This window comes from Armatimonadota bacterium (assembly GCA_020354555.1).
Classification (GTDB): domain Bacteria; phylum Armatimonadota; class Hebobacteria.
On sequence record CP070648.1, the window covers coordinates 236,604 to 261,163 of the forward strand.

The window sequence follows — 24,560 nt, forward strand, 5'->3', positions numbered from 1 at the left end:
CGGGGCTGCCGTCGAGGGCGTCGAGCCCTTCGACGACGAGACGATTGCCCGCGCGGCGCACGAGGCGCACGCGCGTCATGCCAATGGGATTCGGCCGCATTGGGCTGTGCAGGGCAAAGACACCCGTGAGCGGCCTCGACGCATCCCCGCGCGGATGCGCCTTCAACTGTCGCCGCTGCGCCGGTGACAGGTGGTGCATCCAGAACAGCACCCACAGATGCTCCAGATTCTCCACGCCGTCGAGCGCCTGCTCGAACTCGGAGCGGACCTCGATCGCCTGGCATTCGCTGCCCTCGGGCGCATGAACCCGGCCTATCGACCACACCGAAATGTCTTGCTCATCGTCCATCGCCGACGCTCCTCCAGAGACGCGTGGGGCTTTCAGTCCGAGTCACCGTTCGCAGCACCGCTTGGGATCGTTACAGGGGCGTTCCAGACCGCAGCAGTTGTCACCTGCGCTGGCGCTCGCCCTCCCCGCCACCGCGAACGCGGAGGGCAGGCGGTTCATCACGGCGCCGCATCGCTCACACTCGCGCTCCGCGTCCGCCTCAGCGGCGCGCGCCATAACCTCGGCTCCGCCACCGCACTCAGGGCAGCGGTATTCGTAGATGGGCACGTTTTTCCTCCCGCGTCGTCAGCGCTGGCGAGTCATCGGCTGACCGCACTTCGGGCACTTGACGTTGTAGCACGGCACGCCGGCTTGATGCGCCGCAGTCGCGCCGCACGCCGGGCATACGCAATTGCCGCCCGGGCCCATGGCGTAGCCACCCATGCGACCGCCGCCGGCCCCACGTCCCGCGCCTTGCCCGGCGGCTCGGCCCCGACCACGGCCGGTTCCGGCTCCGCCGCCTCCCGGCGGGCCGGTTCCGTCTCCTCTCGGCATCTTAAGCTCCTCCGTCTATGATGTCCGCGGATCCGGCTTGCCCCGCGCGTCTCCGCGGTAATTCCGAATGGCGGCGTGCAGTGCGCCTACCGCCAGCAGCGAGCAGTGAGCCTTCATCTCCGACACCCCGCCCAGGGCCTCACAGACGCCGCTCTCAGATATCGCGAGCGCCTCGCCCAGGCGCTTACCCATAGCCATTTCCGTCGTAATCGCACAAGCTGCTATCGCCACCGGGCAGCCAAACACTTGGTATCTGACGTCCGCCAGGCGTCCCTCCGCCACCTTGATCTGCATCACGACGTAGTCCCCGCACGGTATGTCGCCGTACTCACCCCGGGCATCCGCACCTTCCAGTTTCCCCCAATTGGGCGGGTCTATGAAGTAGTCTATGACTCTATCCGTGTAGCGCCGCTGCACGTCGCCCTCCGCATCATCGTGTCCGGCGTGATCGCATGCCACGCCGTCCTCCCACACCGCGCAACTGGCTGTCCACACCCGTTTCGGCGATCTCCGACCGGGTTAGCCCACATCATCCACACCCGTGATGGCTCGACGCTGCCAGTCTCACATGGGCCTTGCCTGAGCGCGCAGGATCACGCATAACCCTCCGCGCGCGCAGAGCGCAGCCGTTCCTACCTCATGAGCAATCGGGAGGAGCCTGCTCCAGTCGCTTGATGCGCCCAGTAAGGTCATCGAGTGCCTGACGCAGGGAATCGGCTTGTCGTCTGAGCGATTCAAGGTCTCGGCCGGTCGCCTCGGTCGGTGGCGCCGGGGCCCTGGCGGGCCCAACGCCCATGCCCATGCCCGTGCCGCCGCCCCGGCCCATGCCTCGCCCGCCACCCCCGCCTCGCCCGCCACCCCCGCCTCGCCCGCCACCCCCGCCTCGTCCGCCACCCATGCCTCGTCCGCCACCCCCGCCTCGTCCGCCACCCCCGCCTCGTCCGCCACCCACGCCCATTCTGCCAGCCATGGCCGGTCCGCCGCCCATGCCCGGTCCCATCCCCGGACCCGGCGCGTCGGCCCCGTCGCCGCCACCGACGCCGAAGTGACTGGGAACCGACGGCCCGGAGACCGCCTGCACCGCGCCGCGCTTATACGCTTCCACGGCCTCGCGCACCGTGCCGGCGATGCCAACACAGACCTTGATCCCGGCCGCCTCGAGCGTGCGATACGCGTTCGGCCCACAGTTGCCCGTGAGCACCGCCTCCGCCCCGCGCTCGGCGATCATCTGCGAGGTCTGAATGCCGGCGCCGCCGCCCGCGGCCACATTCGGGTTCTGCAGTGCTTCGAAGTCCATCGTTTCGGTGTCCACGATGAGCAGGTATTGAGCCCGGCCGAACCGCGGATCTACCTGGGCGTCCAGATCCGGCCCCGTACTGCTGACGGCTATGTTTGCCATATTCCTCTCCTCCCTCGGCCACCCGGCGTCACCGGCGTGCCGCTACGTTTCTTTTTCGAGTTCAGCGACGCGCGAGCTGATCTGATCAAGGTGAGACTTGAGCACTTCCGCCTGGCTGCGCAGCCACTGGAGTTCCTGCTCGCGGGTCATCGGCCCCGGACCGCCCTGAGCCGCATCCCATTGCGCCTGGGGCATCGGCCACTGCCCGGTCATGAGGTAACTCGCGCACGGTCCCATGCCGGTCGGACTACGCCCGACCCAACCTGGGCTGAAGCCGAACCGCATCCAGCCGGGCATGCCGGTCAGGTAGTACATGTTGCGATGTCGCATCTCTGCGTCTCCTTTCTCTGGATTGTCCTGCGCTGCTTTCGCCGGAGAGCAGACGGCTCTTCACCAGAATTGCCGCCGTCCCATGCCTCGGCGCATACCCATGCCGCGGCGAAAGCCCATGCCGCCGCGCATACCGCGCCCCATGCCGAACCAAGGCCTGGCGTAAGGCATGAAGCCCGGAGCCGCATACGCGCCCGGCATCGGATAACCGAATGCGGGAGGCATCGGCGCCTGTATCGGCCCTGCCGTCGGTGCGTAGCCACCCCCCGCCCCGAAGAACCGGGCTCCGCCGGGATTCATGAACCCCGGCGTGGGGTAGCCCGCGCAGTAACCTGCGCCTCTTCCAGTCATCGGACCCATTCCCATCGGTCCCGTGCCGTCACCACCTGGCATCTCACTCCTCCTCTCCTCGTGTCTTCGTGCACAATGCACGTGGTCTATCATTCGGGTCTGCGCCGCGCGGTCTCGCTCGCGTCGAGCGCGCGGACCGCCGGTCGCCGCGATTCGTACACCGTCACCACATTCGTTCCGGCGAACGCCCGCGCGACCTCGGCCAGCTCCGCAGCCGGGAGCGGCGTCACCGGACACGGTCGGAGCGGCGTGTTGATCTGGACCTCGTCCGGCTTCAGACCGCTCAGCAGCGCGGCAATGTCGCCAGCGCACTCGCGATTCTCGGGGCAGAACATGACCTGTATCGCGAGGCGCCCCTGGTACTCTTGTCGAAAGCGACGCAGCCCGTCGAGCACCGCCTCGAAGCGCACGTCGTCCGCGGGACGGTTGATGATGTGAAACATGCCCTCGTCGGGCGCGTCCAGTTTCGCCACGACGAAGTCGGCCAGGGCAAGCTCCCCGCGCACCTGGGGATCAGTGATGAGTGACGAATTCGTAAGGACCGCCGCTGGCACGCCGATCTGATTGCCGGCCTCGACTATCGCCTCGCCAAGATTCGAGGCGAGCGTCGGCTCACCGGTGCCCGAGAAGGTGACGTAGTCAATCTTCAAACTCGGAAGCGGCGTCAGCTCCTCGAGCACCCGGGTGGTGGCGACGAACTCGCTTCGCTGCACCGTCTTCTGGCGGGTGGGGCCAAGCTGACAGTAGATGCAGTCGAAGGAACACGTCTTCGCGCGCGAGAGGAGGTCAATCCCCAGCGAGCGGCCCAGACGCCACGAGGGAACCGGCCCGTACACCACCTTCTTCAATTCGCTCACGTCACTCGCGCTCATGTCAGTGTTCGCACAGGCTCTCGCCGCTTCTCAGCTCGCCTCGCAGCAGCGCCACGATCACGCCTTCGACCTTCCCCACGACGCCGACGATGGTTTCGATGCCGTGCTCGTCGAAGAGCATCTGCGCGCGCGGCCCCATCCCGCCGGCGATCATGCAGGTCACGCCGCGCTCGGCCAGATAGTTTGGTAGGAAGCCCGGCTCGTGGCCCGGGTTTGGTATCACCTGTTGTCTGCATATCGCGCCGTCCGCCAGTTCCGCGATGGTGTAGGCCTCGCAGCGCCCGAAGTGGGCGGCGACTTCGTCGCCATCCGTGGCAATCGCGACTTTCGCTGATTCAACAGGGTTGTGCTCCGCGTCCATAGGCTTCCTCCTCGTCACTTCAGTTGGAACGTGAGCTTCAGACCCACTCCGCCCTCCGCATACCGTTCGCCGAACGCAGCCCGCAGCCGCGTCTTCGCCGTTGATCCCGTGCAGTGGCACGGGACGACCTGTCCCACGCCCAGCTCACGCAGTGCGTTCACCGTCTTTTCGATGCGTTCATCGGCGGCGCTCGAAAGGTGTAGTCCGCCGACGACCGCGCGAACACGCTCGTCGCCCGTTACTGCCATGGCGTGACGCACGGTGTTGATCGGCCCCGCGTGAGCGCAGCCCAGCACCACCACTAACCCATTGCCCGTGCGAACCACAAGCGCATGGTCGTCCTCCAGGTGGTCGGGCCGCCAGCCATCGGTAGTCTTGACGTAGAAGTGCGACTCAACGCGCTCGAAGGCGGTCACCCGAGGGACCGGGCCGGTGGTCACAAGGCCGCGGCTGATCTCCACGGGCTGCGACTCCAAGCGCATGATCGCGCCAGCGCGTGTCAGTGCGTCCACATCCGCCGCAACTCCGATGTAACGGTCACCATTCATCGAACGTCGCGCGTACTTGCGCGCAAAGGCGTCCGGATGGGCGATGACATCGAGGCGCCCCAGCCGCTTCAGCACAGGCACGAGACCACCGCAGTGGTCATAGTGGCCGTGGCTCAGCACCACCGCCCGCAGACCATCCAGCCGCACGCTGAGCCGCGCGGCATTGCGGAGACAGATACCGGTCTGTCCCGTATCGAACAGAACTCGATCATCTCCCGCCTCGACCAGCACGCTCAGCCCGTGTTCGGCAAGCAAGCCCTCGCCTTGGCTCACCCGATCGTCCACGAGTATCGTGATCTTCGCGCTCACGGCTTACCTCGTTGACCAGCAGGCGCACCATGCAGGATACTCTCCAGCGCTGCAATGTGCCCCGCGAACGGGTTGCGCGCATAGGCCTCAATCTCCCCGCGGTCCGACAACACCGACAATTCGGGATCCACCCGCAGACTTGTCAGCACGGGGATGCCCGCCGCACGAGCCGCGTTCGGCCCACCGGGCGGGCCAAACAGGTCCACTCGCTTGCCGCAGTGCGGGCAATCGAGATGGGTCATGTTCTCGACCAATCCCAGCACCCGCACGCGGAGGTGCGCGGCCATCTTGATCGCCTTGCGCACGATCATCGCGGCCAGTTCCTGCGGCGACGAGACGATAATCACTCCGTCGAGGGGCAGGCTCTGCATCACCGTCAAAGGCACGTCAGACGTGCCTGGCGGCAAGTCCACGAATAGCCAGTCCAGCTCCCCCCAGACCACCTCTTCCCAGAACTGCTTGACGGCACCCGCCAACAAAGGCCCGCGCCAGATGACCGGGTCATCGGGATGCTCTAGCAGCAGATTGAGGGAGATCACGCGAATGCCGCTTGCGCTGATAACAGGGGAGAGGCCCGTTTCGCTTGCATCAGGGCGACCAGTGAGCCCGACCATCTTCGGGATGCTCGAGCCGGTGACATCGGCATCCATCACGCCCACCGCGTACCCCGCTTGCCGCGCGGCGCCCGCCAGCAGCGCCGTCACGAGCGACTTCCCGACGCCGCCCTTCCCGCTCATCACGCCCACGACGCGTTGTATCCGGCTCATCTGCTGGGCCAACGACGGCGTCGCATCTGCGGCAGCCTCTCGCGCTCCGGGAGAGGCTGCTGCGCACTCGTGATCACACGAATCCACGGTATCAGACTCCCCTTCTTTCATCTGCCGAGTCTCTTACTGCTAGATGTAAGTTGCACGTTACTCCACGCAATCAAGCCGCATTACGTCATGTAGTTGAGCTTCCTGCCGTCAGGACGCGGGCGCGCCCGACGGGACGGTAGCGGAGGACTCGCCTGGCCTTACTGCAACACCGTGGCGATCAGCGGCGGCGCGGCACTCCTCAGTGAGGGATTCGAGCGAGGCCGAGATGCCCTCCAGTACCTGCGCCCACTCTGCGATGTGCTGGACGCCCGATTCGGTCAGCACGTACACCCGCCGCGCCGGCCCTGCCCCAGAGGTGTCCCACCGGGAACTGACGCGTCCCGCTCCCTCCAGCCGGCGAAGTGTGCGATAGATGATCCCACTGTCGAGGCCGGCGTGGGTCACCGCCATGCCCCCGGCTTCATGAGCGATCTGGTACCCGTGCGCCTCGCCGAGTCGCGCAATAGCAAGTAGCACGATGGGCTCCGCGAAACGATACAGATTGCCCATCTCGCAGGAGCACGGGCCTCCGGCCTGTTGACCGTGTCTGTGGCAGCGCCTAGGCATTCCCTTCCACCGCGTTTAACTGCAAGTTACATCTAATTATACCACGCATTTCCGTTCTGTCAACCCTATTCCTGTGCCCTGATTCTTCCCCGTTGCGCAAGGCCGCCTATGCGCACTCATGTTTTGACGCACGAAGGCCTGGGGTATATAATTAGCTCACCGTCCTCGGAGCAAGCAGCCATGCGCCAGGTAGATCTGCCCCTTCCAATTGGAGCAGGCATGTTCGGTGCTCCCGGTAATTGCAGCCGAGAGGCGCGCGTCGACTCAACCGACGCTCGGGTGCGGCGCCGTGCGCCCAGCGGAGTGGCGCCGGCGGGAATGGTGCCATGAGCGAGCGCGACCACCGGGGCAAAGGGCGTCGGCCCCGTAGGCGCCCGCGAAAGGGCGTCGTCCGACCGCTTCCTCCGATAGACCTGACGCCTGCGCCTGCGGCGGAACCCCAGGCCCAGGCCTCCGCACCGGATAAGACGGCCGAGGGCGTACCAACCTCTCCGCAGCAGACGCGCAAGCCTGAATCACCGCCCGTGAAGGACACCGCGGCGCCCGAAGCGCCGCCCCCGGGAGAGTCGGTCACGCCCGAGGCGCCGCCGTTCGCGCCCGGCCGCGACGTATGGCTCGTAATCTGCCTGTTAGTTCTGGCTGGGGCCGCCTTCCTGCCTGCTCTCAGCGGCGATTTTGTCTGGGAGGACCGCCCGCTGGTTGTTGACAGCGGCCTCATACGCAGCCCCGGCGATATCCTGGCGGTATTCAACAGGTCGTTCCTGTCGGCGCGGCCGAACAGCTATCATCCCCTCGCCACGCTCACCTACCTCACCGACTTTCAGGTCTGGCGCGTCAACCCGGTCGGCTATCACACGACCAACCTGACTTTGCACCTCATCGCCACGCTGCTCGTGTACGTCGTCGGGACGCAGTTACTCCGCCGGCGGGACATGGCCTTCGCGGCGGGCGCGCTTTTCGCGGTACATCCCGTGCACGTTCAGTCCGTGGCGTGGATCGCGGCGCGGCCGCAGCTGCTCGCGACGTGCTTTGCGTTGTTCGCGCTACTCGCATACGGGCACTACGTGGAGTCATTCAACAACGCAACCGCCCCGCGACGGCGTACTCGCATCCGCTACTGGATGAGCGTCGTCGCGTTTACGCTCGCGCTGTTCGCTCACGCCGCTGCGGCCGCGCTGGTGGTGCTTCTGCCACTGTACGAGGTCCTGGTTGCGCGGCGCCGCCTCGACGTGCAGAAGGGCGTGCTGGCCGTCCGGCCCTACCTCGGCTTTGCGGCCGGCATCGGCCTGTATCTGCTCGCCCGCTGGTGGGCGCTCGGCTACCACCTCGCCGTCGGCCTCGACGTCAGCGCCTGGCCGGCATACCTGTACGCGATGCCCCTGTGGGGGATAAGGGCGATCGAACTGCTTCTGTTGCCGGTGCGGTCGCAGCCGTATCTCGCCGCGGAACTGATCAGCACTCCGCTGCGCGTCGATGTCATCATCGCGGTGGCGGCGATCGTCGTGCTCGTCGTGCTGATCGTGCGGGTCAGGAGTCAATCACCCGCGGTCGCGTTCGCCAGCTGGTGGGTCCTGCTGCCCCTCGGGCTCGTGCTTAACCCGCTTCCGCTCCCCGCGCCCCAGCTTGCCGAGCGGAGCCTCTACCTGCCGTCGGCGGGCATTGCCATCATCGTCGGGTGGGCAGTGGTGAGCGCCGCCGATGCGGCCGCGTCACGCGGGCGAGGCCGGCTGCGCACCCTTGTCATCCTCTGCTTCGCAGGCATTATCATCGCAGCCGCCTCCCTGTCGTGGAGCCGCATCGCGTGGTATCGCGAGGACATCACTCTGTTCAGCCACATGGCTCGCGCCGCGCCCACCCGCGCCCTGCCGCATTTCAACCTGGGCAACGCGTACCTGATGCGCGGCGATGCCGCCAGAGCCATCGAGGAATACCGCAGGGCAATTGCGGTCCGGCCGACGGAGAAGGCTTACCATAATCTGGGGAATGCCTATCTCGCGGCCGGGAGGTACGAGGAAGCGCAGGATGCCTACAGGCGCGCGCTGGCGTTGAATCCCCTCGCGCGGGCCAGCGCCACGGCACTCACGCGAGCGCGAGAAGCGCAGCTCGCGGAGGAAGGTTCAGCAGAGGCAGAGGCGGCGCCCACAGGTACAGCGGCGCAGTAGGCCCGTCGCGGCGACCAGCGCGGGCGCGCCCTGCGGCGGAGTCAAGGAACCGTCACGAAGTGGTCGTCCGGGCGCCCAGTCTGCGCAGGGCCTCGCGCGCAGCCCATTGCACGTCCCCTTGAGAGGTCTCGGCCATTTCCTGCAGCCGCGCTCGAGCGGATGCGTCACCGATATCGCCCAAGGTCAACGCCGCCCACTTCTGAGTCCCCAGGGAACTGCTGCCGGTTGCCTGGAGCAGGCGCTGCACCGGAGGTTTGTCCATCTTCGCGAGGGCGTCGCTCGCGAACATCCGCTGCACCGGGCGCGGATCGTCGAATAGCTTGATCAGGGGCTCTACGGCGGCCTGTCCCATGTCCGCGAGAGCGAAAACGCAGGCATCCGCCACACGCCAGTCGGCGTCGTCGAGCCCCGCAAGCAGGGGCGCGACGGCGGCGACATTGCCCGGCCAGCCCAGGGCGCGAGCCGCGGCCACGCGTACCTTCACATCGGGATCGCGAAGGGCGCCGACCAATGCGGGGACGGTCTCGGGCGAATGGATCCAGCGGAACCCCTCGGCTGCGCCACGACGGACGTACGCTGAATCGCTTCTCAGCGCCTCCGTGAGCATCGGCGCTGCGCGCTTGCCGATGCGCTGCAATGCCCACACTGCGCGGTTGTGGAATTGCCGCTCGGGGTCACGGAGTTCCGTCAGCAGTGGGCGCACGGCCACGACGTCTCCCATCGCGCCGACAGCGGTCGCGGCATCAATGCGCAGGTCGCGATCCTTGAGGTACGGGATGACGTCCGGCGCCGCACGCGGATCGGCGATCAGGCCCAGAGCGATGATGGCGGTCTGTCGCAGCTCCTCGTGCCGCAGGGCGTCAATGGCAGCCGACACCGCGCGGGGCTCCTTCACCTCCCCGAGCACCCTGATGGCGATCCGTCGCAGATCCTTATCCTTGCTCCGGGCTTCCTTCAGCAGGGGCTCCAAGCCGGTGCCGCCGATCTCGCCCAGGGCGATAGCTGCCTGCTCGCGGCGATCCACGTTGTCGAGCGCGTCCGTCAGCGCGGGGACCGCCGGCTCGCCGATCCGACCGAAGGCATTGACGGCGGCCTCTTTCGCCCGCGCGTCTCCCTCCTGGAGCACCGGCAGCAGATACGAAACACTCTTTTCCCCCAGCCGCCCCATGGCGCGCGAGGCGGCGTTCTGCGGCAGATCCTCGGGATCCTTGATGAGCGCGACCAATTGCTCCAACGCGGCCTCGTTGGCCACGCGGGCGAGGGCTGCGGCCGCGTGGGCGCGGCGCTCCTCAGGCTGGGCGGGCAGCGAATCCTCCAGAACGCCTCGCTGCAGCAAGGCTGCGGCAGCATGGGCCTGGACCTCGGGGTCCTTGCTGTCCAGGTCCCGGATGAGCTTCTGGGTTGCCGCGTAACGAACCCACAGCACGGCGATGAGTCCGGCGAGCACGACGCCGGCCACGATGTACCACGTGCGACTGCGCTTCTCTTCCATCGCACTCCTCTAGCCGGGATTATCCGTCATGCGCTGGCGTGCGATCCAGCGCGGCCGTGCGCGCAGCGCACATCAGCGACGCACGCCGGCACGATCACGGTAGGGTTGTTCGACACCTGCCCCCGACCCCCCTGCTGTGGCGCCGGTCGCGTCTCTACGCCGCGCAACGCCCGGCGTTCAGAACAGCCGCCGCTGGGCGTCGGCGTCCTCTCCCTGCGCTTCGCCGAGATGCTCGTATGCGACAGCCGTCGCCTGCCTGCCGCGAGGGGTGCGGTTGACGAAGCCGATCTTGAGCAGGAACGGCTCGACCATCTCCTCCAGCGTGTCGGTCTGCTCGTTGAGGGTGGCGGCGATGGCCTCCACCCCCACCGGGCCCCCGCCGTATTGCCGCACAATGATGTGCAGGAACTTGCGGTCGAGGTCGTCGAGGCCGCGCTCGTCCACCCCGAGCTTGGACAATGCTTCGTCGGCGACTTGCTTGTCAATCACGCCGTCGCGCCGCACCTGCGCATAATCGCGCACCCGCCGCAGCAGGCGATTGGCGATGCGCGGCGTGCCGCGCGCGCGCTTGGCGATCTCGTGCGCGCCGTTCTCCTCGACCGGGATGGCGAGGATCTGGGCGGAGCGCTCGACGATGCGCACCAGCGCGTCCTCGGGATAGAAGTCGAGGTGATGGAAGATGCTGAACCGCTCGCGCAGCGGCGCGGAGATGAGGCCGGTGCGCGTGGTGGCTCCGATGATACAGCACGGGCTGATGGGGATCTTTATGCTGCGGGCGTACGGCCCCTTGTCCTGCACGAAGTCAACGACGTAGTCCTCCATCGCGCCATAGAGGTATTCCTCGACGACGCGCGGCAGGCGGTGGATCTCGTCAATGAAAAGCACGCCGCGCGGCTCGAGGTTGGTGAGAATGCCGATCAGGTCGCCGGGACGTTCCAGGGCGGGCCCGGAGGTGCCGACGATGTCGGCGCCCATTTCCGCGGCGATGATCTGCGCGAGCGTAGTCTTGCCGAGGCCGGGCGGGCCGTAGAAGAGCACGTGGTCAAGCGGCTCGCCGCGGCCCTTAGCCGCCTCGATGGCGATGGCCAGGTTCTCTTTGACGTGCTCCTGGTCTATGAACTCCGCGAGCGTCGTCGGCCGCAGGCGCACCGAATACGATTCCTCGTCCGGCAACTCTTCGCCGCTGAGAATCCGCTCGCGGGTTGGCTTGTCTTTCTTCACTTCAGCACATCCATCGGCCGCTGTCATCCCCCGGAGCCAGCGCGTACGTCACGCCTGCTTGGCCCGCGTTTTGTAACTCAGGTTGAGCAGTTCCTCCACGGTTTCCACGCGCTCGCCGGTGGCCACCGCGCGATCGACCATGTCCTTGGCTTCCGCTCGTGAGTGACCGACGCGCTGGAGCAGCTCTGCTGCCTCGCCCTGGATGTCCTCCGCCTCCATCTCGCGCTCGGACTCGTCACGGATGAGACAGAATCTGCCCGCCTTGCCCTGGAGCTTGGCCACGATCTCCTTCGCTTTGCGCGCGCCCACTCCAGGCAAGCTCATGAGCGCGCGGAGGTCGCCGTCTTCGATGGCTTGAGCGATGCGGCTGACCGGTATGGCGAGCGCCCGCACCGCCATGCGCGGCCCGATGCTCGCCACGGTGGTGAACTGCTGGAAGAAATCGCGCTCCAACTCGTTGCGGAACCCGATGAGAACGGGCGTCGCGCGGGAGTGCTCGACCTGAAGATACTCGTACGTGACCAGGTCGAGCTGCTCTCCTTCTTCCGCGGAAAGTGACTGGAGCACGCCCGTCGGGACGAGCACCTCGTAGCCGAGGCCGTTGACGCCGAGGATGACGCCCTCGGGTTTGCGTTCGAGCACGCGGCCGCTAATGCGCGAGATCACCCCCGTGCCCTCCAATCGTCGGCCGGCCATACAGTCATCGTCGTGCTGCCGTCTCTCGCGAGCGCCCGGCGTGGCACAGCGCCAGCGCGAGCGCGTCGTACATATGCTCGTCGCGGCCGCTCGTCCTGGGCGCGTCGGACCCGCTTGAGCTGATGCCCAGCCTGCGGCACACCATCTCCCGCACCTGGCGGGCGCTGGCCCGTCCGTTTCCCGTCAGCGCGCGGCGCACCTCCGACGCGGCGTAATGCACGATGTGCAGTTCCGCATCGCCCGCGGCAAGGCAGATCACGCCTCGCGCGTGCGCCATGAGAATAGCCGTGCGCGGGTGGCGATACTTCGACTAGACCTCTTCGATCACGAGGACCTCGGGCCGCCATTCCTCGAGAATATCGGCCACGGAGCGATGGATGTGGCACAGTCGCGCGGTGAGTTCTCGCCCGCCCGCACGGATCACGCCGGCCTCGGCGAGCGCCTCGCGCCTGCCGTTGAAGTCAACTATGCCGTAGCCACTGGCCACCAGCCCGGGATCTATGCCAAGCACGCGCACGGTTCAGTACCCACCGGCATGGCACCGCTCACCGATGCAGCGCCGGTCCCGCGCCGTATTATAGCAGCCCCCACGGAGAGCGTAAAGGAAACCCCGAGATCCGCCGGCTTACGGCAACTCGCGGCCCTCCTCGATCGCGCTGCGGTAAGGTGCGACGCGGGAATCCACGATCCCTGCGAACTCGGCCACTAGCTCGGGTGGGGGCAGGGCGGTAGGCTCCTTGCCGTACGCGGCGACGGCGCGGCGCTTCGCCTGATACGGCTCCATGGGATAGCCCTTGGACGCAATGTAGAGCTTACCGGCAACCGCGCCCGAGGCCTTCAGCGCGTTCAACGCCTCCAGGGTCTCATTGACGTCCTTTTGGGCGGCGCGAGCGCGATCGAGGCGTCCGGCCCTGAAGTGCTCGCCCACTGCGTAGATCATCTCGGGATGCGTGTTGCAGCCGCCGCCGATGACGCCCCTCGCGCCTTGCTCCAGCGCGTTGAGATAGAAATGCTCCGCGCCCGCGATCATGCCGAAGCTGGTGGCGGCGACCTCGCAGCAGATGGGGTCGAACACGGCATGGTCGGTGGTCGAGAGCTTCATGCCGCCGATGCGGGGGAGCGTCAGCAGCCGCTTGATGAGCGCCGGAGTCATGCGGTACTCAGGCAGCATCCCAGGCGGCTGGTAGATGACGATAGGGATACGGATCCCGTCGTTCACCGCCTTGTAGTAGTTGAAGATCGTATCTTCGAGCGGCACGCCCGGCTCCGGCCTCAGCGCCGAGGGCAGAACGAGGACCGCTGCACTTGCCCCCCGCTCCTCGGCATACTGCGCGAGACCCGCCGCTTGCTCGGTGTACACCGCCGCGTCCGGGCGGTGTTCCGGTTTGCCGTCGAACTCGCCCGCGCACCCCGCGAGCACGCCGATCTCGCCTGCCGCTTCATCCACCACAGCGTCAATGAACTGGCGCGTCTCCTCGACGGTGAAGGCGTACATCTCCCCCACCCCCGAGCGCGCGAAGACGGAGCTCACGCAGTTGCGGCTCTTGAGCCATTTGACCATGCTGCGCGCCCCGTCGAGGTCAAGGCGCCCGTCCTCGTGACGCGGCGTGTACATCGGGGTGATGACGCCGGTCAGGAATGCGGGCGGTGATGGTTGCTTGTCAGCTTGCACGGTTCCTCCTCTCCGGATACGTGTAGTCTGGACTTGTGGGCCTATGGCCGAGATCGCGCGTCCGGTGCCCGGATCTCAGGATAACTTCCGACTCAGCCCGAACGTCCAGTCCGCGACTTCGGATGTCTTGAGGTGCTCGTAGCCGACGACGAAGGTTTCGAAGTCGTCACCGATGGGGTCTTTCCACTTCGCGGGAACCCCCGAGGCGCCGAGAATCACGCCCATGATGGCCGCGGTTTGCCCCGCGGAGCAGTCCGTATCCAGGCCGCACATGGCGGTAATGCAGGTGGAGCGCTCGAAATCGCCTTGCCCGAACAGCAGCCCGATGACAACGGCGCATATCGCGGGGAACGTGTGCACGGGATGGTAGCGGCCTGCGTGACTTGCCTCCGCCTTCTCCCACGCCTCGTGCCACGTGCGCGACTCGTCGCACCACGCAATGCTGTCGCGCACGACCTCGGTGAAACGGGAGCGCGCGGGCACGAAGCCGAGGCCGATCTCCAAGAGTCGCCGGGGGTCGGCTTCCGCAAACGCGCCCGCGATGAGGACTGCGTCGTAAAGTTCCCCGTAGGTTCCGTTGCGATCACACGAGACGATCGCATCGCGATAGGCGTACTCGACGGCGTCCGCGGGGCGGCCGGGGCAGAGCAGGCCCCATACCTCCCCTCTCATCTGGCCGCCAATCCACTCGCGATACCGATTGTCAACCAGCGCCGACTCCGGCGGCATGATCCCGCGCTTCATGTTGTCTATCGCGACCCGCTCGGCAGTGTACGATATTGGTATGCGCTCGACCCATTCGAGGCCAATGTCGCGCGGGGTGAAGTCGCGCCCCTTCCGTTCGAGCACGTGCAGCGCCACGATTTCGTATGCCGTGTCGTCGTTCAGCGTGCTCGGCGGCTTCACGACGTAGTCCGTGATTTCGCCGTACGTGTCGGCGATGCGCTGGCGCGTCCAGCCCTCGAAGGGCCCGCCGAGGGCGCCGCCGACATTCTTCCCGAGCCACCCGCCGAGGATGCGGTCGCGGATGGCGGCCTCATCGAGGCTGACATCGGGAGCCCAAGCAGCGGCAGGCTGCTCAGCTCTGATACTCTCCAGGTCCGACGGCTCGACGTATGGCCAATCCGGCCGCATTGGGCAACGGCGCACGGCGTCGCACGCCTCCGCCGAGAGCCGCATCGAGCGGTCGGGCTCGTCGTTTACAAGCGCTTCGTCGGCCGCGCGCGCGAGCGTTTCCGCGGCACTCACATCGCGGCCCAACTCGCGCTCGGCGGCTATCGTCTCCTGGCAGTATTGCAGGAGGCGTTGCGCCTCGTCGCGGCGGGAAGGGGCCTCTGGCATCGTCTCACCTCTGGCTGTGTTCCTGGCGGCTCCTGAATGCGGTGGTCTGCGGTTCGTGCTTGCACCGTCGGTGCCCCCGTGGCTTTACTTTCTGCGGCCCAGCGCGGCACCCCTGCACGCCGCGGTTTGACAGCGTCCTACGCGGCGGCTAGAATGGACACGCAGGCCGTGTGACGCACGAATACGGTCACAGCCGAGCCTCCCCCTTCGCGGTTCCGGCTCCGGAGCCCGAGGGGCGGCTGTGCTGCGTGTAATAGCGATGACTGGGAACAGCGAAGGCCAAGTGTCGGTTCTGGCGCGCGCACAGGCGGCGCTGCGCGAGGCCGATCCCGATCAAGTCGCTGCCCTCAGCGGCGCACAGTTGGAGCGGCGCGAGGACGAGTCCGTGCTCACCGTGCGCCTGCTCGACCACATGCTCGCGATAACCCATCCCGGCCTGGAGGTCGCGCGCGCGGACGGCACGCCGTGCGCCGAGTGGCAAGGGCACCTGCTCATGTACTACCTCTCGATGGCAGATGGAACCCAGCCGGCAGGCACGTGGGTGGCGCTGCGCGACCTGCCGGACGGCATGTTCTACCAGGCGGCGTATGACGGGTACAGCGGAGGCGATCTCGTCCGCGCGTTCGCCAATGACGTCGAGCCGTTCAAACGGGCCTGCCGCGAGCTGGGGGCGGAACCGCTCAACACGGGGGATGCCGGATACCGTTTTCTCGTGCTTCCGCGGGTGTGGTTGGCGGCGATCTATTGGCTCGGCGAGGAGATGATCCCGCCCTCCGCGCGCGTGCTCTTCGACGCCAACATCAGGCATTACCTACCGACCGATAGCTGCGCCGCGCTTGGCGGCTGGCTGAGCGACCGCATTATCGAGAAACACCGCAACGGCTGACCTGGCATGGCCCGCGTTCTGCTCGTCAACTCCAACCTCATGAGGCCGCCCATCGCGCCGATCGGGCTGGACTACATCGCCGGTTATCTCGACGCGTTGGGGCATGAGGTCGATCTGCTCGATCTCTGTCTCGAACCGGACTGGCGAGCCGCGATCACGGCGCGGCTTTCGCGCGGCCTCGAGCCGCAGATCGTCGCTCTCACCGTCCGCAACACGGACGACTGCTACTGCGCCAGCAGGCAGTCGTTCCTGCCGCAGGTGAGCGAGATCGCCAGCGCGCTTCAGGCTCACGCGGGCGAGGCGTTGATGGTCGCCGGCGGCGTGGGCTTCTCCCTGATGCCGCAGGCGATACTGGCTGGGTTACCGGGCTGCGTCGGGGTCGCCGGAGACGGGGAAGTGGCGCTTGCGGCTCTCGCGACCGCCGCCGACCGGGGCGAGGACGCGAGCCAAGTTCCCGGTCTCGTCCGCCGCACCCCGCAGGGAGCGTGGCGCACACAGCGTCCGGGGCGCGGCGAACTGCCCGCGATACCGGGCTCCCGCTCGTGGGTGGCTAACGCGCGCTACTTTCGAGAAGGGGGACAGGGGGGCATCGAGACGAAGCGCGGCTGCGCAGGCCGGTGCATCTATTGCGCCGACCCGGTCGCGAAAGGACGGCGATATCGCCTGCGGCCGCCGACGGAAGTGGCGGACGAGGCGGAGCGTCTGCTCGCGCAGGGCGTGGACTGCCTGCACACCTGCGACAGCGAGTTCAATCTGCCGCCGCGGCATGCGCTGGCGGTGTGCGAGGAGTTCATCCGGCGCGGGTTGGGTGACCGTCTGCGTTGGTATGCCTACTGCTCCCCGGCGCCGTTCAAGCCGGAGCTGGCGACGGCCATGCGCCGGGCCGGCTGCGTCGGCATCAACTTCGGCGCCGACAGCGGGAGCGACGTCATGCTCAAGCGCCTGCGCCGAGGCTTCACTGCGGCGGATATTCGGCGCACGCGTGAAGCATGCGGCGCCGCGGGCGTGATCTGCATGTTCGACTTGCTGCTGGGCGGGCCGGGCGAGACGCGGGAAACCGCAGACGAGACGATTCGCCTGATGAAGGCTATCGAGCCCGATGCCGTCGGAGTAGCCATCGGCCTGCGGGTATATCCCGGCACGGAACTCGGGTGCATCGTCGCCGCTCAGGGGGTGCGCGCAGATGACCCCAACCTGGTGGGGTCGGTGCGTGGCAACGACGATTTCGCCGAGCCGGTCTTCTATTTGTCCGCCGATCTCGGGGACGACTACGCGGATGTCTTGCACGAGGGGCTGCGGGGCGATCCGCGATTCTTCCTAGGCGGCAGCCGCGACGAGACGGATTACAACTACAACGCGAATGAGATGCTCGTCCAAGCCATCGCGGGGGGCGCGCGCGGGGCGTATTGGGATATCCTGAGGCGGTTGCGGCTGGGGGCGCAGTAGGCTGCACCGCGCGGGCCGAGACCGCGCGCCCGGTACCCGGCGATTAGAACTTCAGGCCGAGCTGCGCGCCGAAGGTTCGCGCGTGGTAGCTGTAACGGGTGTCGCTGGACTCGCTCGAGATCTGCCGCCAGTCGAGAACGAAGTTGAGCTCGCGAGTCAGGCCGATCTGCCAGCCGAGGGCGAGCGCACGGCGACGGTTGCCGCCGGGATACCCCGAGTTGCTGCTCGCCTCCCACTCGGCGAACGCTTCCTGCCGCTTGGCGACCGGGTAGCTGATGCGCGCCCGCACGCTGGAGTTCGCCGTGCCGTGGGCGGCAGAGCCCCCGTATCCGTAGGGTGAGCCGCCGGTTCCCGTTGGGGCGGCGGGCGTCCCGTACGGGATGCCGAAGCTGCCGCTCGTGGTGCCGGTCATGTGGCTGTAGTTGAGATCGAGCTTGACGCCGGGGCCGAGGGGCCCGATGGCGGCGCCGAGCGACATGATATCATTCGCCGACCGCCCGTCCGCGGCGAGGTACGTCAGATCTTGCCGGGTGTACTGGCCGATGAAGGAGAGGGCGCCTGCCGCTTGCCACCAGAACCCGGCGGTCCATGCATCGGTGTCGCTGTTGGTGCTGTATCCGCCCTGGCTCATTTGCGAGTCGTATGCGAGGTTGAGCGCTAGATTGCGCGCCGCATTGTGGCGGAGATTGAAGCTGTGGCCGCTCGTCGTGTATCCCGGGACGGTGCGCCCGTCGGCGCTGACCGTTTCGCCGGAGGAGCTGCTGCGATAGCCCAGGGTGATCGCGGTAGCGGAGGTCGGCACGTACTCGACGGCGACGCGCGAGCTGTCCGCCCGCGTCTCGCCGCCGCCGGCAAGCGACATGCCGCTCCTCGCCAGATCGCACACCACGCTGAGGCGGGTGCCCGGGCGGTACCACATGCTGAGTGCGGTGCCCTCGCCGCGGCCCGCATAGGCGGTGCCAAAGGCCTGGGGCTCGAGAGGCTGCGGCCCGTAGATCGGTGGCGTGTAGGGGGACAGCGGCGCCTCTCCCTGTCGAGCGTGAGCGTTGCTGCGGTATGTCGCCTGGACGCCGTAGGTCCGGCGCTCGTATCCGAGAGTGAGGAGCTGGCTGTCGGTGCGCTCGGCGAGGGATGCGGCGCCCTCGCCTGCGACGGCCGACCAGGAGCCGACATACGAGAGCGTCGGCCAGCCGGCGCGGTTGAAATCCAGCGTCAACTCACGGCTGCGGTCGTGCACCAGAAGACCCGATGCATCGCCGTACTGGAAGTAGGGTCTGCGGTAGTTGCGAACGGCGCCGGTGATGCGCAGCCCGGTGGCGGGTTGAAAGCCGACGGTGCAGTCGTACCCGCCGCGCATCTCCCTGCGGCCGGCGGATTCGAACGGCGCGAAAGCGGCGTCGGCGCGGTGGAGATTGGCCGCGAGGGATAGACGATCCCATTCGCCGCGCGCGCCGATCGCCAGGGCGCTGCCGGAGGAACCTCCCGCGCCGACCCCGCCCACGCTGTGTGCGAGTTCCGCGTCCAGGTTCAGATGGGCTCCCGCGGCATAGTGAGCGTCGAGGCCGACGAGCGAGCGCTGCGGACTGGACGACTGTGCCGCCCCTTCCACTCGATAGGTCACGATGACCGACACGCCTGCCGGCACGGGTTGAAGGAACATGATGGAGCCGATCGCGTAGTCCACTTGGTAATCGCGGCCTTGGACCTGCAGGATACCGTCGAGGCGGACGCGCTCACTGCCCGGCTCGATGGGGCGAAAGGTCAGGGTGAAGGGCCCCGCCGTATTGTTGCCGAGCCAGCGGTCTTCTTTTGCCGTCGTCGTCGGCGCGGCCGCTGCGCGCCGCTCGAGGGTGAGGTAGGTGGCGCCGACGCGGAGGCCGGAGGAGATGGGGTATGCGCCGCGCAGACCGACGAGCGTCCCCGACATTCCTCCAGGCGCATCGTACTCGTAGCTGACGGCGATGCGCGAGGCCGGCGAAATGATCAACGTCGGCGCGAATTGGATGAGTCCGATCTGGTAGTCAATGCTGTAGTCGGCCCCGCGCTGCATGCGGCGCCCGTCCACTTCGACGACTTCGGAGGCGTCAACCAAAGGGCTGGCGGCGAGGTAGTACGGCCCGGCCGAGTTGCGGCCATAGAGGACATCGGTGCGCACCGCCGGTTCGCACTCCGACGCGATCATCGTCAGCGCGCCGCGGGCGAGCCTGCTATCCACCTGGATGCCGCGCAGGCTGCGGCGGAAGCCCGCCAAGCCGCCGTCGAAGAGAACCGCGAGATCGCCCGCTTTCACCACGGCGTCGCTGCCGTCAAAGGTGAAGGTGAGGCGCTGCCGCCCGGGAGTATAGGACCCGCGGGCGATGACCGCGTCCACGCGCAGATCGGGCAGCAGGTCGCCGCGCACGACGAGGTCGGTGCGATGCTCAAAGCGGCGGGACAGCGAGTAGTTGTCCCAGTGAAAGCTGCTCCGGCTGAGTTCGCTGCCGGAGACCTCCTGGGAGCGAAAGGTGACGGTCTCCTGGCCGACCACCGAGAGGGAAGTCGGGCCGAGCCTGAGCTCCGCGGCTCCCGCCGGTGAAGAGGCCGCCAACGCCAACATCACGCCAGCCAGTATGAGCAGCGCGGCCCGGATCGCGCCGGCGGCGCTGCGTGGCCTGTTATGGGCCCGCGTACGTGACAACAGCATCACCTATTGCGGCGGCGGCGGGGGACTGTCCACGAGCAAGATATCCGGAATGGTGGTGATGCCTGCTGTGACGGTGACGGTATCGTTGTATTCGGCGTAGCCGGTTGCTTGCACGGTTATGGCCTGAGCGCCGACGGGCAGTCCGAGGAGGCGGAAGCGGCCATCCACGTCGGTCTCAGTGCTGGCAGCGCCAACGGTAACGAACGCGCCGATCACGCCGCGACTCGCCGCGGCGTCCCGCACGGTACCCTCAATGCCCGTGGCCGAGGCGGGCGCAGCGCCGCCGCCGCCCCCGCAGCCCGCGGCGCCGAAGAAGAGGCCCACGGCACACGCCGTGAGCGCGAGGGCGCACAGCCTGTTGCCGATGCCGGCGCGGCCCGGGCCTGTCCTATGACGTCTGAGATCCATCAGAGAGCTGAACTCCCACTCCCCCTACCGCGTCAACACGATAGTCCGCATGCCCTTCACCGCCTGCCCCTCCTCGGTGACCGCAGAGATCGCGCAGAGGTAGGGGCCGTTGGGCATCATACGGCCGGAAGCATCCGTGCCGTCCCAGGTGAACAGATTCGTGCCAGCCGAAGCGGTGGCGCCGCGCGAGAGGACCTTGACGAGTTGCCCGGTAAGGCCTCGCACTTCGACATCCACCACCGCCTGGCTCGACAGGTCGTACGATATCGTCATGCCTGAAGCCCGGCCGATGATCTGCTGGATGTTGCGCACCTGGAGCCGAGCCCACGGCGTCGAGTCCACTTCGACCTGGAAGCGGCGCGCGCAGCCTTGCGCGCTGGTATTGAAGACATAGGAGTTGGTCGTGCGCATGTACTGGCGGCGCTGCGCGTCCAGGTCAACCAGCATCAACCGATAGCGATCGGGAACGTCGGACAGGTCGGGCCAGGTCAACACGACCTGGGCGTTGGCGGCGTCCGAGCGCACGACGAAATCCCACACGGCGCGGCCCGCGACGGGCGGCCTGAAGTCGGTGGCCAACTCCGCGCCGGAGCCCCGTCCGCCGGTGAAGGTCAGGTCAACGTAAGGCGACATCGGCGGCGGGCTCTGCAAGCTGCATCGGCTGTCCGCTGCCGCGGCGGCATCGGCAACGACGCCCATGTAGTTGAAGCCATCGCAGAGGTCCCCCGCCCGCGCGATGAGCTGCACGCGCCACTGCGGCTCGGGCTGCGCGCTTCTGGCCGCGGCCCCGGTCGCACTGGCTGCGGCAGCGCCAGGCGGAGCGATGAGCAGTTCGCACGTCGTGAGCGCCCTCACCCAGCATGCCTGCCACACCTGCAGCGTCCTGCGGGCGCCCGGATAGGTCGCATCGAGCAGGACGTATTGGCGCGCCGTTGCATCGTAGACCCACGCGTAGGGTCGGATCCAGTTGTTCCGCGCCGCGGTCTCGAGCGAGACGGTCTGCCCGTTGCAGCGCACCTGTGCCGCCGCCCATTGCACGTCGGCGCAGAACGGATTGCCGACCATGTTCCATCCCGGTCGCAGCGCCACGCCGTACGGCGCGTTTTCACTTGCGGCGGCAGCGAACTGCGTCGTCGTCAGTTGCACTGCGCTCGCCGCGCTCATCCAGAAACCGAGACCGGGCGAGAAGCCAGGGATATCCGCGTCGCGCCCCCAGTAGAGGTAAGTGCCCCCGGACTGATCCGGCATCCAGCGCGCGAGCTTGACGTTCGCGTCGCCGAACACGGCGGCGGGGCTGGGGTCGCCGAAGGTAAACGGCACGGTCATCATGTACAAGCCCGCCGGCCATGATGTCGCGTCGGGGGTCCTGAAGTCGAGGGTGGCCGTGGACGATTCGCCGCCGAGGGTAATGCCGCGAATGATCTGCGTCACGCGCCCGGACACGGTGACGTACACGTTGTACGTTGCCGCAGGCAGCCCGGTTAAGGCGTAGGTGCCGTCCTCTGCCGTGGTGGTTGTCGCCACAGCCCGCGCACTCATGCTCGCGTCCACGCGCGCGTCCGGTACCGGGGCACCGGTCTCGTCACGCACCAAGCCATTGATCGCATAGCCCTGAAGGACGGTGGTGACGGCAGCGTTGGACTCCACGACGTAGTGGCCGCTGTCGTCCTGGTAGGTGACCGTCGCGACGTTGGTGATCGTCGTGTCTGCGACCGCCACAGCGCAAGATGCGACGCCGAGGGCGACGACTGCGAGCAGCGCGAGGAGCGCGTTCGTCGCGCTCGCCGCGCCGCGCACCGTATCCGATCGTGTAAGGTTCTGCCTGATGTTCACTGTGTATCCGTAGCCAAGCACGGAAGCGTGCCATCCCCCCCGGGGCCCTGCGAGGCGCAGGGCCCCAGGGATGTCGCCAGGTTGTCTCGTACGGCGCTACTTGACTGTCGCGTCGAAGGTGATAGTGCCCGTGGCACCCGCAGCGACGGTACCGACGTTGACGGTGATGACACCGGAACTGACGGTCACGTTGTCGCCGTCCGCAGCGTCGGTCTTGGGCGATCCGTTGACCGTGACGCTGTTGGCGACGTAGGTGACGGTCGCCGGGACCGTGTCGCGGACCACCACGTTGATGGCCGAGGCATCGCCGGTGTTGCTGTAAGTGATGGTGTAGCGGATGGTCTCGTCAGGCGCGGCTTCCGCCTTATCCACGCTCTTGGTCAGACCCATGACGGCGGCTTTGACCGTGGTGGAGAAGACCGCGCTCGCCTTCTCGGCTGCGTCGAACTGAGAGGTCGCCGTGAATGTGGTCTGATCAACGGCTCCGGTCGCGGCGCCGCTGGGTACGGTCACCGCGATGAAGCACTTGAACGTCGCGTCGGCCGCGATACTGCCCGTGGTCGAGGCGACGTTCGTTTCGCCGGACTGATGGACGCCGTCATTGGCGGTGCCACCGCCCGCGCCGTCGTCCTTGTAGATGACAACGGTCCATGCGGGGTCGCTCGCGGAAGAGGCGGCCAGTGCCAGCGTGTCGGCTGCGTTGCCATTGTTGGTCACGGTGACGGCGTAGTACACGACCTCGCCGGTCTGCGCGTCGTCCGCGCCGGACGAGGGCGCCACCTGCACCGCTGCGATTTGGCTGACCGTGACCGCGGCCTGGTTGGATGCGACCGTGGGCTGCTGGGCTCCGCCGGAGTCTTCGTAGTCGAGGGATGCCGTGTTGTTGATCACGGTGCCCGCGGCGGTGCCTTGGGCGTAGGCGGGGACTGCGACCAACCCTACGGCGACGATTGTGCAAGCCGCGAGCACGTTGCCTCGACTCGCCACTGAGAACCAACGCATTTCGTTCACCTCCTGGAATGAGGCCCCCGGTGAACAACTGCCGCCGCGCGCGCGTTCCCGTGAGCGGGGATTGCGCTGCGCGCCACCGTGCTGGCGGTGAACGAAGTGCTGCGCACGATTGCTGCTTGCGGTATGCTAAATGCAAACCGCCCCTGGCAGCGGCTGCCAGGGGCAAGGTTAGCGAACTGCGATGAAGTGCGAACTCGCCAATCTGTGCTGTTTGGCAACCCGGCTGACTACGTGAGTCCCGTGGCTTTGCGTCCCCTTCTCGCGAAAGGTTTGCCTTTATCAACCAGCCTGAGTGGGATCAGTTATACGCTATCCGGGGGAACCTCCGTAACGGCCATTTCCGGCTGTCGCGCGCAACTCTACCGATGCTGCGCACAACTCTATATTCCACATTGCACGGGGATTGTGACGAGGAACTCGGGGGGCGGTCGGAAGCCGGAATCCAGCCCGCGCAGGTGAGGACTGCAGCCGATGCGCAGGCGGGAAACCGGGTGGGGCGCGGGCGACAGCTTGCCAAACTACGCGAGCCCGGCGAAGAGCCGGGCTCGCGTCAATCCGTCTCTACAAGTCAGTCGGACGTCGGCTACTTCTTGCGGCGCCGGATACCGGCGAGGCCGAGACCGCCCAAGCCGAGCAGAATGATCGAAGCAGGCTCCGGGATGTACGGATCCCCTACGCGCGCCCAGAAGGTCTGCCCTCCCGTATCGGAATTGGTGACGATGTGGACGAGATAGACGAAGTCCTCGCCAGCGGGCGTGTCACCGGTCCAGTGGGCCCAGAAGCTGGTGTTGTCACTCTCACCCGGGTGAACGTAGCTCGCGGGATCTGAGCCCCGCCAGCCCACAGCGCCCCAGCCGGAGGGATGGGTCTCCCAGCCGCCGTTGATGTCCCAGCCGCTGCGGTTGAGAGGATAGCCACCGAATCCGGCGTAATAGTCCGGCTGCAGCGGGTCGGTGAGCTGGTACGCGACGAGGGTCTTCACGCCGCCGTAGGTGGGATCAATGGCGCCCCACGTCGGATCGGTTGCGCCCGAGTCCACGCTCAACTGAAAAGTCCAGGTATTGCTGCCCGAGTTGAACACGGGAACGACGTCAACGTAGTCCACCGTGTACGTCTGCGCATACCAGCTGGGCCACGGATCGGCCCCCGCTCCGGTCACGGACACGGCAAGGACGGCCGCCAGCGCGATGGTCATCCAGATTCTCATACTCAAGCCTCCACGGAAGGGCGAT

At 67.2% G+C, this 24,560-nt stretch carries 26 protein-coding genes and 1 riboswitch; of the genes, 3 read left to right on the forward strand and 23 right to left on the reverse strand.

The features are described from left to right. From tsaA to JSV65_01005, 11 genes are all read right to left on the reverse strand, one after another. On the reverse strand, positions 1-349 hold a 349-nt coding region (gene tsaA, locus JSV65_00955), incomplete at its 3' end, for a tRNA (N6-threonylcarbamoyladenosine(37)-N6)-methyltransferase TrmO (protein UCH34952.1). Positions 350-391: 42 nt separating this feature from the next. Beyond that, entirely contained in the window at positions 392-616 is a 225-nt protein-coding gene (locus JSV65_00960; GenBank protein ID UCH34953.1) for a zinc ribbon domain-containing protein, read from the reverse strand. A 282-nt stretch (positions 617-898) separates the two neighbouring features. Next, on the reverse strand, positions 899-1,378 hold the full coding sequence (locus tag JSV65_00965) for an iron-sulfur cluster assembly scaffold protein (GenBank protein UCH34954.1): 480 nt from the start codon (positions 1,376-1,378) through the stop codon (positions 899-901). Positions 1,379-1,520: 142 nt separating this feature from the next. Then, a complete protein-coding gene (locus JSV65_00970) occupies positions 1,521-2,282 on the reverse strand; it encodes a NifB/NifX family molybdenum-iron cluster-binding protein (protein UCH34955.1) in 762 nt (253 codons plus the stop codon). A gap of 42 nt (positions 2,283-2,324) precedes the next feature. Next, a complete protein-coding gene (locus JSV65_00975; protein UCH34956.1) occupies positions 2,325-2,612 on the reverse strand; it encodes a hypothetical protein in 288 nt (95 codons plus the stop codon). Between the two features lie 60 nt (positions 2,613-2,672). Then, a complete protein-coding gene (locus JSV65_00980) occupies positions 2,673-3,005 on the reverse strand; it encodes a DUF5320 domain-containing protein (GenBank protein ID UCH34957.1) in 333 nt (110 codons plus the stop codon). A gap of 47 nt (positions 3,006-3,052) precedes the next feature. Beyond that, positions 3,053-3,820 (reverse strand): radical SAM protein, encoded by a 768-nt coding sequence (locus tag JSV65_00985; GenBank protein ID UCH34958.1) that lies wholly within the window; start codon positions 3,818-3,820, stop codon positions 3,053-3,055. 16 nt (positions 3,821-3,836) lie between these two features. Then, positions 3,837-4,196, reverse strand: a complete 360-nt coding sequence (locus JSV65_00990) for a dinitrogenase iron-molybdenum cofactor (protein ID UCH34959.1) — start codon at positions 4,194-4,196, stop codon at positions 3,837-3,839. Between the two features lie 14 nt (positions 4,197-4,210). Beyond that, complete coding sequence (locus JSV65_00995; GenBank protein ID UCH34960.1) at positions 4,211-5,053, reverse strand: MBL fold metallo-hydrolase; 843 nt, start codon at positions 5,051-5,053, stop codon at positions 4,211-4,213. After that, positions 5,050-5,931, reverse strand: a complete 882-nt coding sequence (locus JSV65_01000) for an Mrp/NBP35 family ATP-binding protein (protein UCH34961.1) — start codon at positions 5,929-5,931, stop codon at positions 5,050-5,052. The genes JSV65_00995 and JSV65_01000 overlap by 4 nt, the downstream gene beginning before the upstream one ends. A gap of 87 nt (positions 5,932-6,018) precedes the next feature. Next, entirely contained in the window at positions 6,019-6,387 is a 369-nt protein-coding gene (locus tag JSV65_01005) for a helix-turn-helix transcriptional regulator (protein ID UCH34962.1), read from the reverse strand. 614 nt (positions 6,388-7,001) lie between these two features. Between JSV65_01005 and JSV65_01010 the strand changes: the two genes are divergently transcribed. Then, on the forward strand, positions 7,002-8,639 hold the full coding sequence (locus tag JSV65_01010; GenBank protein ID UCH34963.1) for a tetratricopeptide repeat protein: 1,638 nt from the start codon (positions 7,002-7,004) through the stop codon (positions 8,637-8,639). 52 nt (positions 8,640-8,691) lie between these two features. On the opposite strand, the gene JSV65_01015 is transcribed toward JSV65_01010, so the two are convergent. The 7 genes from JSV65_01015 to JSV65_01045 all read right to left on the reverse strand — a co-directional run bounded on the left by JSV65_01015 (position 8,692) and on the right by JSV65_01045 (position 15,061). Beyond that, positions 8,692-10,131: a HEAT repeat domain-containing protein gene (locus JSV65_01015; protein ID UCH34964.1), complete on the reverse strand. Its 1,440-nt coding sequence runs from the start codon at positions 10,129-10,131 to the stop codon at positions 8,692-8,694. A gap of 177 nt (positions 10,132-10,308) precedes the next feature. Continuing rightward, positions 10,309-11,379 (reverse strand): Holliday junction branch migration DNA helicase RuvB, encoded by a 1,071-nt coding sequence (gene ruvB / locus JSV65_01020; protein UCH34965.1) that lies wholly within the window; start codon positions 11,377-11,379, stop codon positions 10,309-10,311. Positions 11,380-11,400: 21 nt separating this feature from the next. Beyond that, positions 11,401-12,048, reverse strand: a complete 648-nt coding sequence (locus JSV65_01025; protein ID UCH34966.1) for a hypothetical protein — start codon at positions 12,046-12,048, stop codon at positions 11,401-11,403. Between the two features lie 4 nt (positions 12,049-12,052). After that, on the reverse strand, positions 12,053-12,325 hold the full coding sequence (locus JSV65_01030; GenBank protein UCH34967.1) for a crossover junction endodeoxyribonuclease RuvC: 273 nt from the start codon (positions 12,323-12,325) through the stop codon (positions 12,053-12,055). A 33-nt stretch (positions 12,326-12,358) separates the two neighbouring features. After that, positions 12,359-12,565: a crossover junction endodeoxyribonuclease RuvC gene (locus tag JSV65_01035; protein UCH34968.1), complete on the reverse strand. Its 207-nt coding sequence runs from the start codon at positions 12,563-12,565 to the stop codon at positions 12,359-12,361. A 108-nt stretch (positions 12,566-12,673) separates the two neighbouring features. Beyond that, the gene (locus JSV65_01040) at positions 12,674-13,720 is read right to left on the reverse strand and encodes a dihydrodipicolinate synthase family protein (protein UCH34969.1); all 1,047 of its coding nucleotides are present in this window, start codon (positions 13,718-13,720) and stop codon (positions 12,674-12,676) included. A 75-nt stretch (positions 13,721-13,795) separates the two neighbouring features. Continuing rightward, positions 13,796-15,061, reverse strand: a complete 1,266-nt coding sequence (locus tag JSV65_01045; protein ID UCH34970.1) for an ADP-ribosylglycohydrolase family protein — start codon at positions 15,059-15,061, stop codon at positions 13,796-13,798. A gap of 283 nt (positions 15,062-15,344) precedes the next feature. Here JSV65_01045 and JSV65_01050 point away from each other — a divergent pair, with 283 nt between their 5' ends. Both JSV65_01050 and JSV65_01055 read left to right on the forward strand, forming a co-directional pair. Then, a complete protein-coding gene (locus JSV65_01050; GenBank protein UCH34971.1) occupies positions 15,345-15,947 on the forward strand; it encodes a DUF3786 domain-containing protein in 603 nt (200 codons plus the stop codon). Between the two features lie 6 nt (positions 15,948-15,953). Further along, entirely contained in the window at positions 15,954-17,393 is a 1,440-nt protein-coding gene (locus JSV65_01055) for a radical SAM protein (GenBank protein UCH34972.1), read from the forward strand. 43 nt (positions 17,394-17,436) lie between these two features. On the opposite strand, the gene JSV65_01060 is transcribed toward JSV65_01055, so the two are convergent. The 5 genes from JSV65_01060 to JSV65_01080 form a co-directional block, all read right to left on the reverse strand. Beyond that, positions 17,437-20,070 (reverse strand): hypothetical protein, encoded by a 2,634-nt coding sequence (locus JSV65_01060; protein UCH34973.1) that lies wholly within the window; start codon positions 20,068-20,070, stop codon positions 17,437-17,439. A gap of 9 nt (positions 20,071-20,079) precedes the next feature. Then, positions 20,080-20,484 carry a carboxypeptidase regulatory-like domain-containing protein gene (locus tag JSV65_01065; GenBank protein UCH34974.1) on the reverse strand — a complete coding sequence of 135 codons (405 nt, stop codon included), beginning with the start codon at positions 20,482-20,484 and terminating at the stop codon, positions 20,080-20,082. A 24-nt stretch (positions 20,485-20,508) separates the two neighbouring features. After that, positions 20,509-22,317: a carboxypeptidase regulatory-like domain-containing protein gene (locus tag JSV65_01070; GenBank protein UCH34975.1), complete on the reverse strand. Its 1,809-nt coding sequence runs from the start codon at positions 22,315-22,317 to the stop codon at positions 20,509-20,511. A gap of 96 nt (positions 22,318-22,413) precedes the next feature. Continuing rightward, entirely contained in the window at positions 22,414-23,319 is a 906-nt protein-coding gene (locus JSV65_01075) for a DUF11 domain-containing protein (protein ID UCH34976.1), read from the reverse strand. A 219-nt stretch (positions 23,320-23,538) separates the two neighbouring features. Next, a riboswitch (cyclic di-GMP riboswitch) is annotated at positions 23,539-23,613 on the reverse strand. Positions 23,614-23,911: 298 nt separating this feature from the next. Next, the gene (locus tag JSV65_01080; GenBank protein ID UCH34977.1) at positions 23,912-24,535 is read right to left on the reverse strand and encodes a PEP-CTERM sorting domain-containing protein; all 624 of its coding nucleotides are present in this window, start codon (positions 24,533-24,535) and stop codon (positions 23,912-23,914) included. Between the last annotated feature and the right edge of the window lie 25 nt (positions 24,536-24,560).

Excerpts from the sequence above, each read along its gene's own strand:
- JSV65_00970 (UCH34955.1), bottom strand. The coding sequence starts at position 2,282 with ATGGCAAACATAGCCGTCAGCAGTACGGGGCCGGATCTGGACGCCCAG.
- JSV65_00975 (UCH34956.1), bottom strand. The coding sequence starts at position 2,612 with ATGCGACATCGCAACATGTACTACCTGACCGGCATGCCCGGCTGGATG.
- JSV65_00980 (UCH34957.1), bottom strand. The coding sequence starts at position 3,005 with ATGCCAGGTGGTGACGGCACGGGACCGATGGGAATGGGTCCGATGACT.
- JSV65_00990 (UCH34959.1), bottom strand. The coding sequence starts at position 4,196 with ATGGACGCGGAGCACAACCCTGTTGAATCAGCGAAAGTCGCGATTGCC.
- JSV65_01000 (UCH34961.1), bottom strand. The coding sequence starts at position 5,931 with ATGAAAGAAGGGGAGTCTGATACCGTGGATTCGTGTGATCACGAGTGC.
- JSV65_01015 (UCH34964.1), bottom strand. The coding sequence starts at position 10,131 with ATGGAAGAGAAGCGCAGTCGCACGTGGTACATCGTGGCCGGCGTCGTG.
- ruvB (UCH34965.1), bottom strand. The coding sequence starts at position 11,379 with ATGACAGCGGCCGATGGATGTGCTGAAGTGAAGAAAGACAAGCCAACC.
- JSV65_01025 (UCH34966.1), bottom strand. The coding sequence starts at position 12,048 with ATGGCCGGCCGACGATTGGAGGGCACGGGGGTGATCTCGCGCATTAGC.
- JSV65_01030 (UCH34967.1), bottom strand. The coding sequence starts at position 12,325 with ATGGCGCACGCGCGAGGCGTGATCTGCCTTGCCGCGGGCGATGCGGAA.
- JSV65_01045 (UCH34970.1), bottom strand. The coding sequence starts at position 15,061 with ATGCCAGAGGCCCCTTCCCGCCGCGACGAGGCGCAACGCCTCCTGCAA.
- JSV65_01055 (UCH34972.1), top strand. The coding sequence starts at position 15,954 with ATGGCCCGCGTTCTGCTCGTCAACTCCAACCTCATGAGGCCGCCCATC.
- JSV65_01065 (UCH34974.1), bottom strand. The coding sequence starts at position 20,484 with ATGGATCTCAGACGTCATAGGACAGGCCCGGGCCGCGCCGGCATCGGC.
- JSV65_01075 (UCH34976.1), bottom strand. The coding sequence starts at position 23,319 with ATGCGTTGGTTCTCAGTGGCGAGTCGAGGCAACGTGCTCGCGGCTTGC.
- JSV65_01080 (UCH34977.1), bottom strand. The coding sequence starts at position 24,535 with ATGAGAATCTGGATGACCATCGCGCTGGCGGCCGTCCTTGCCGTGTCC.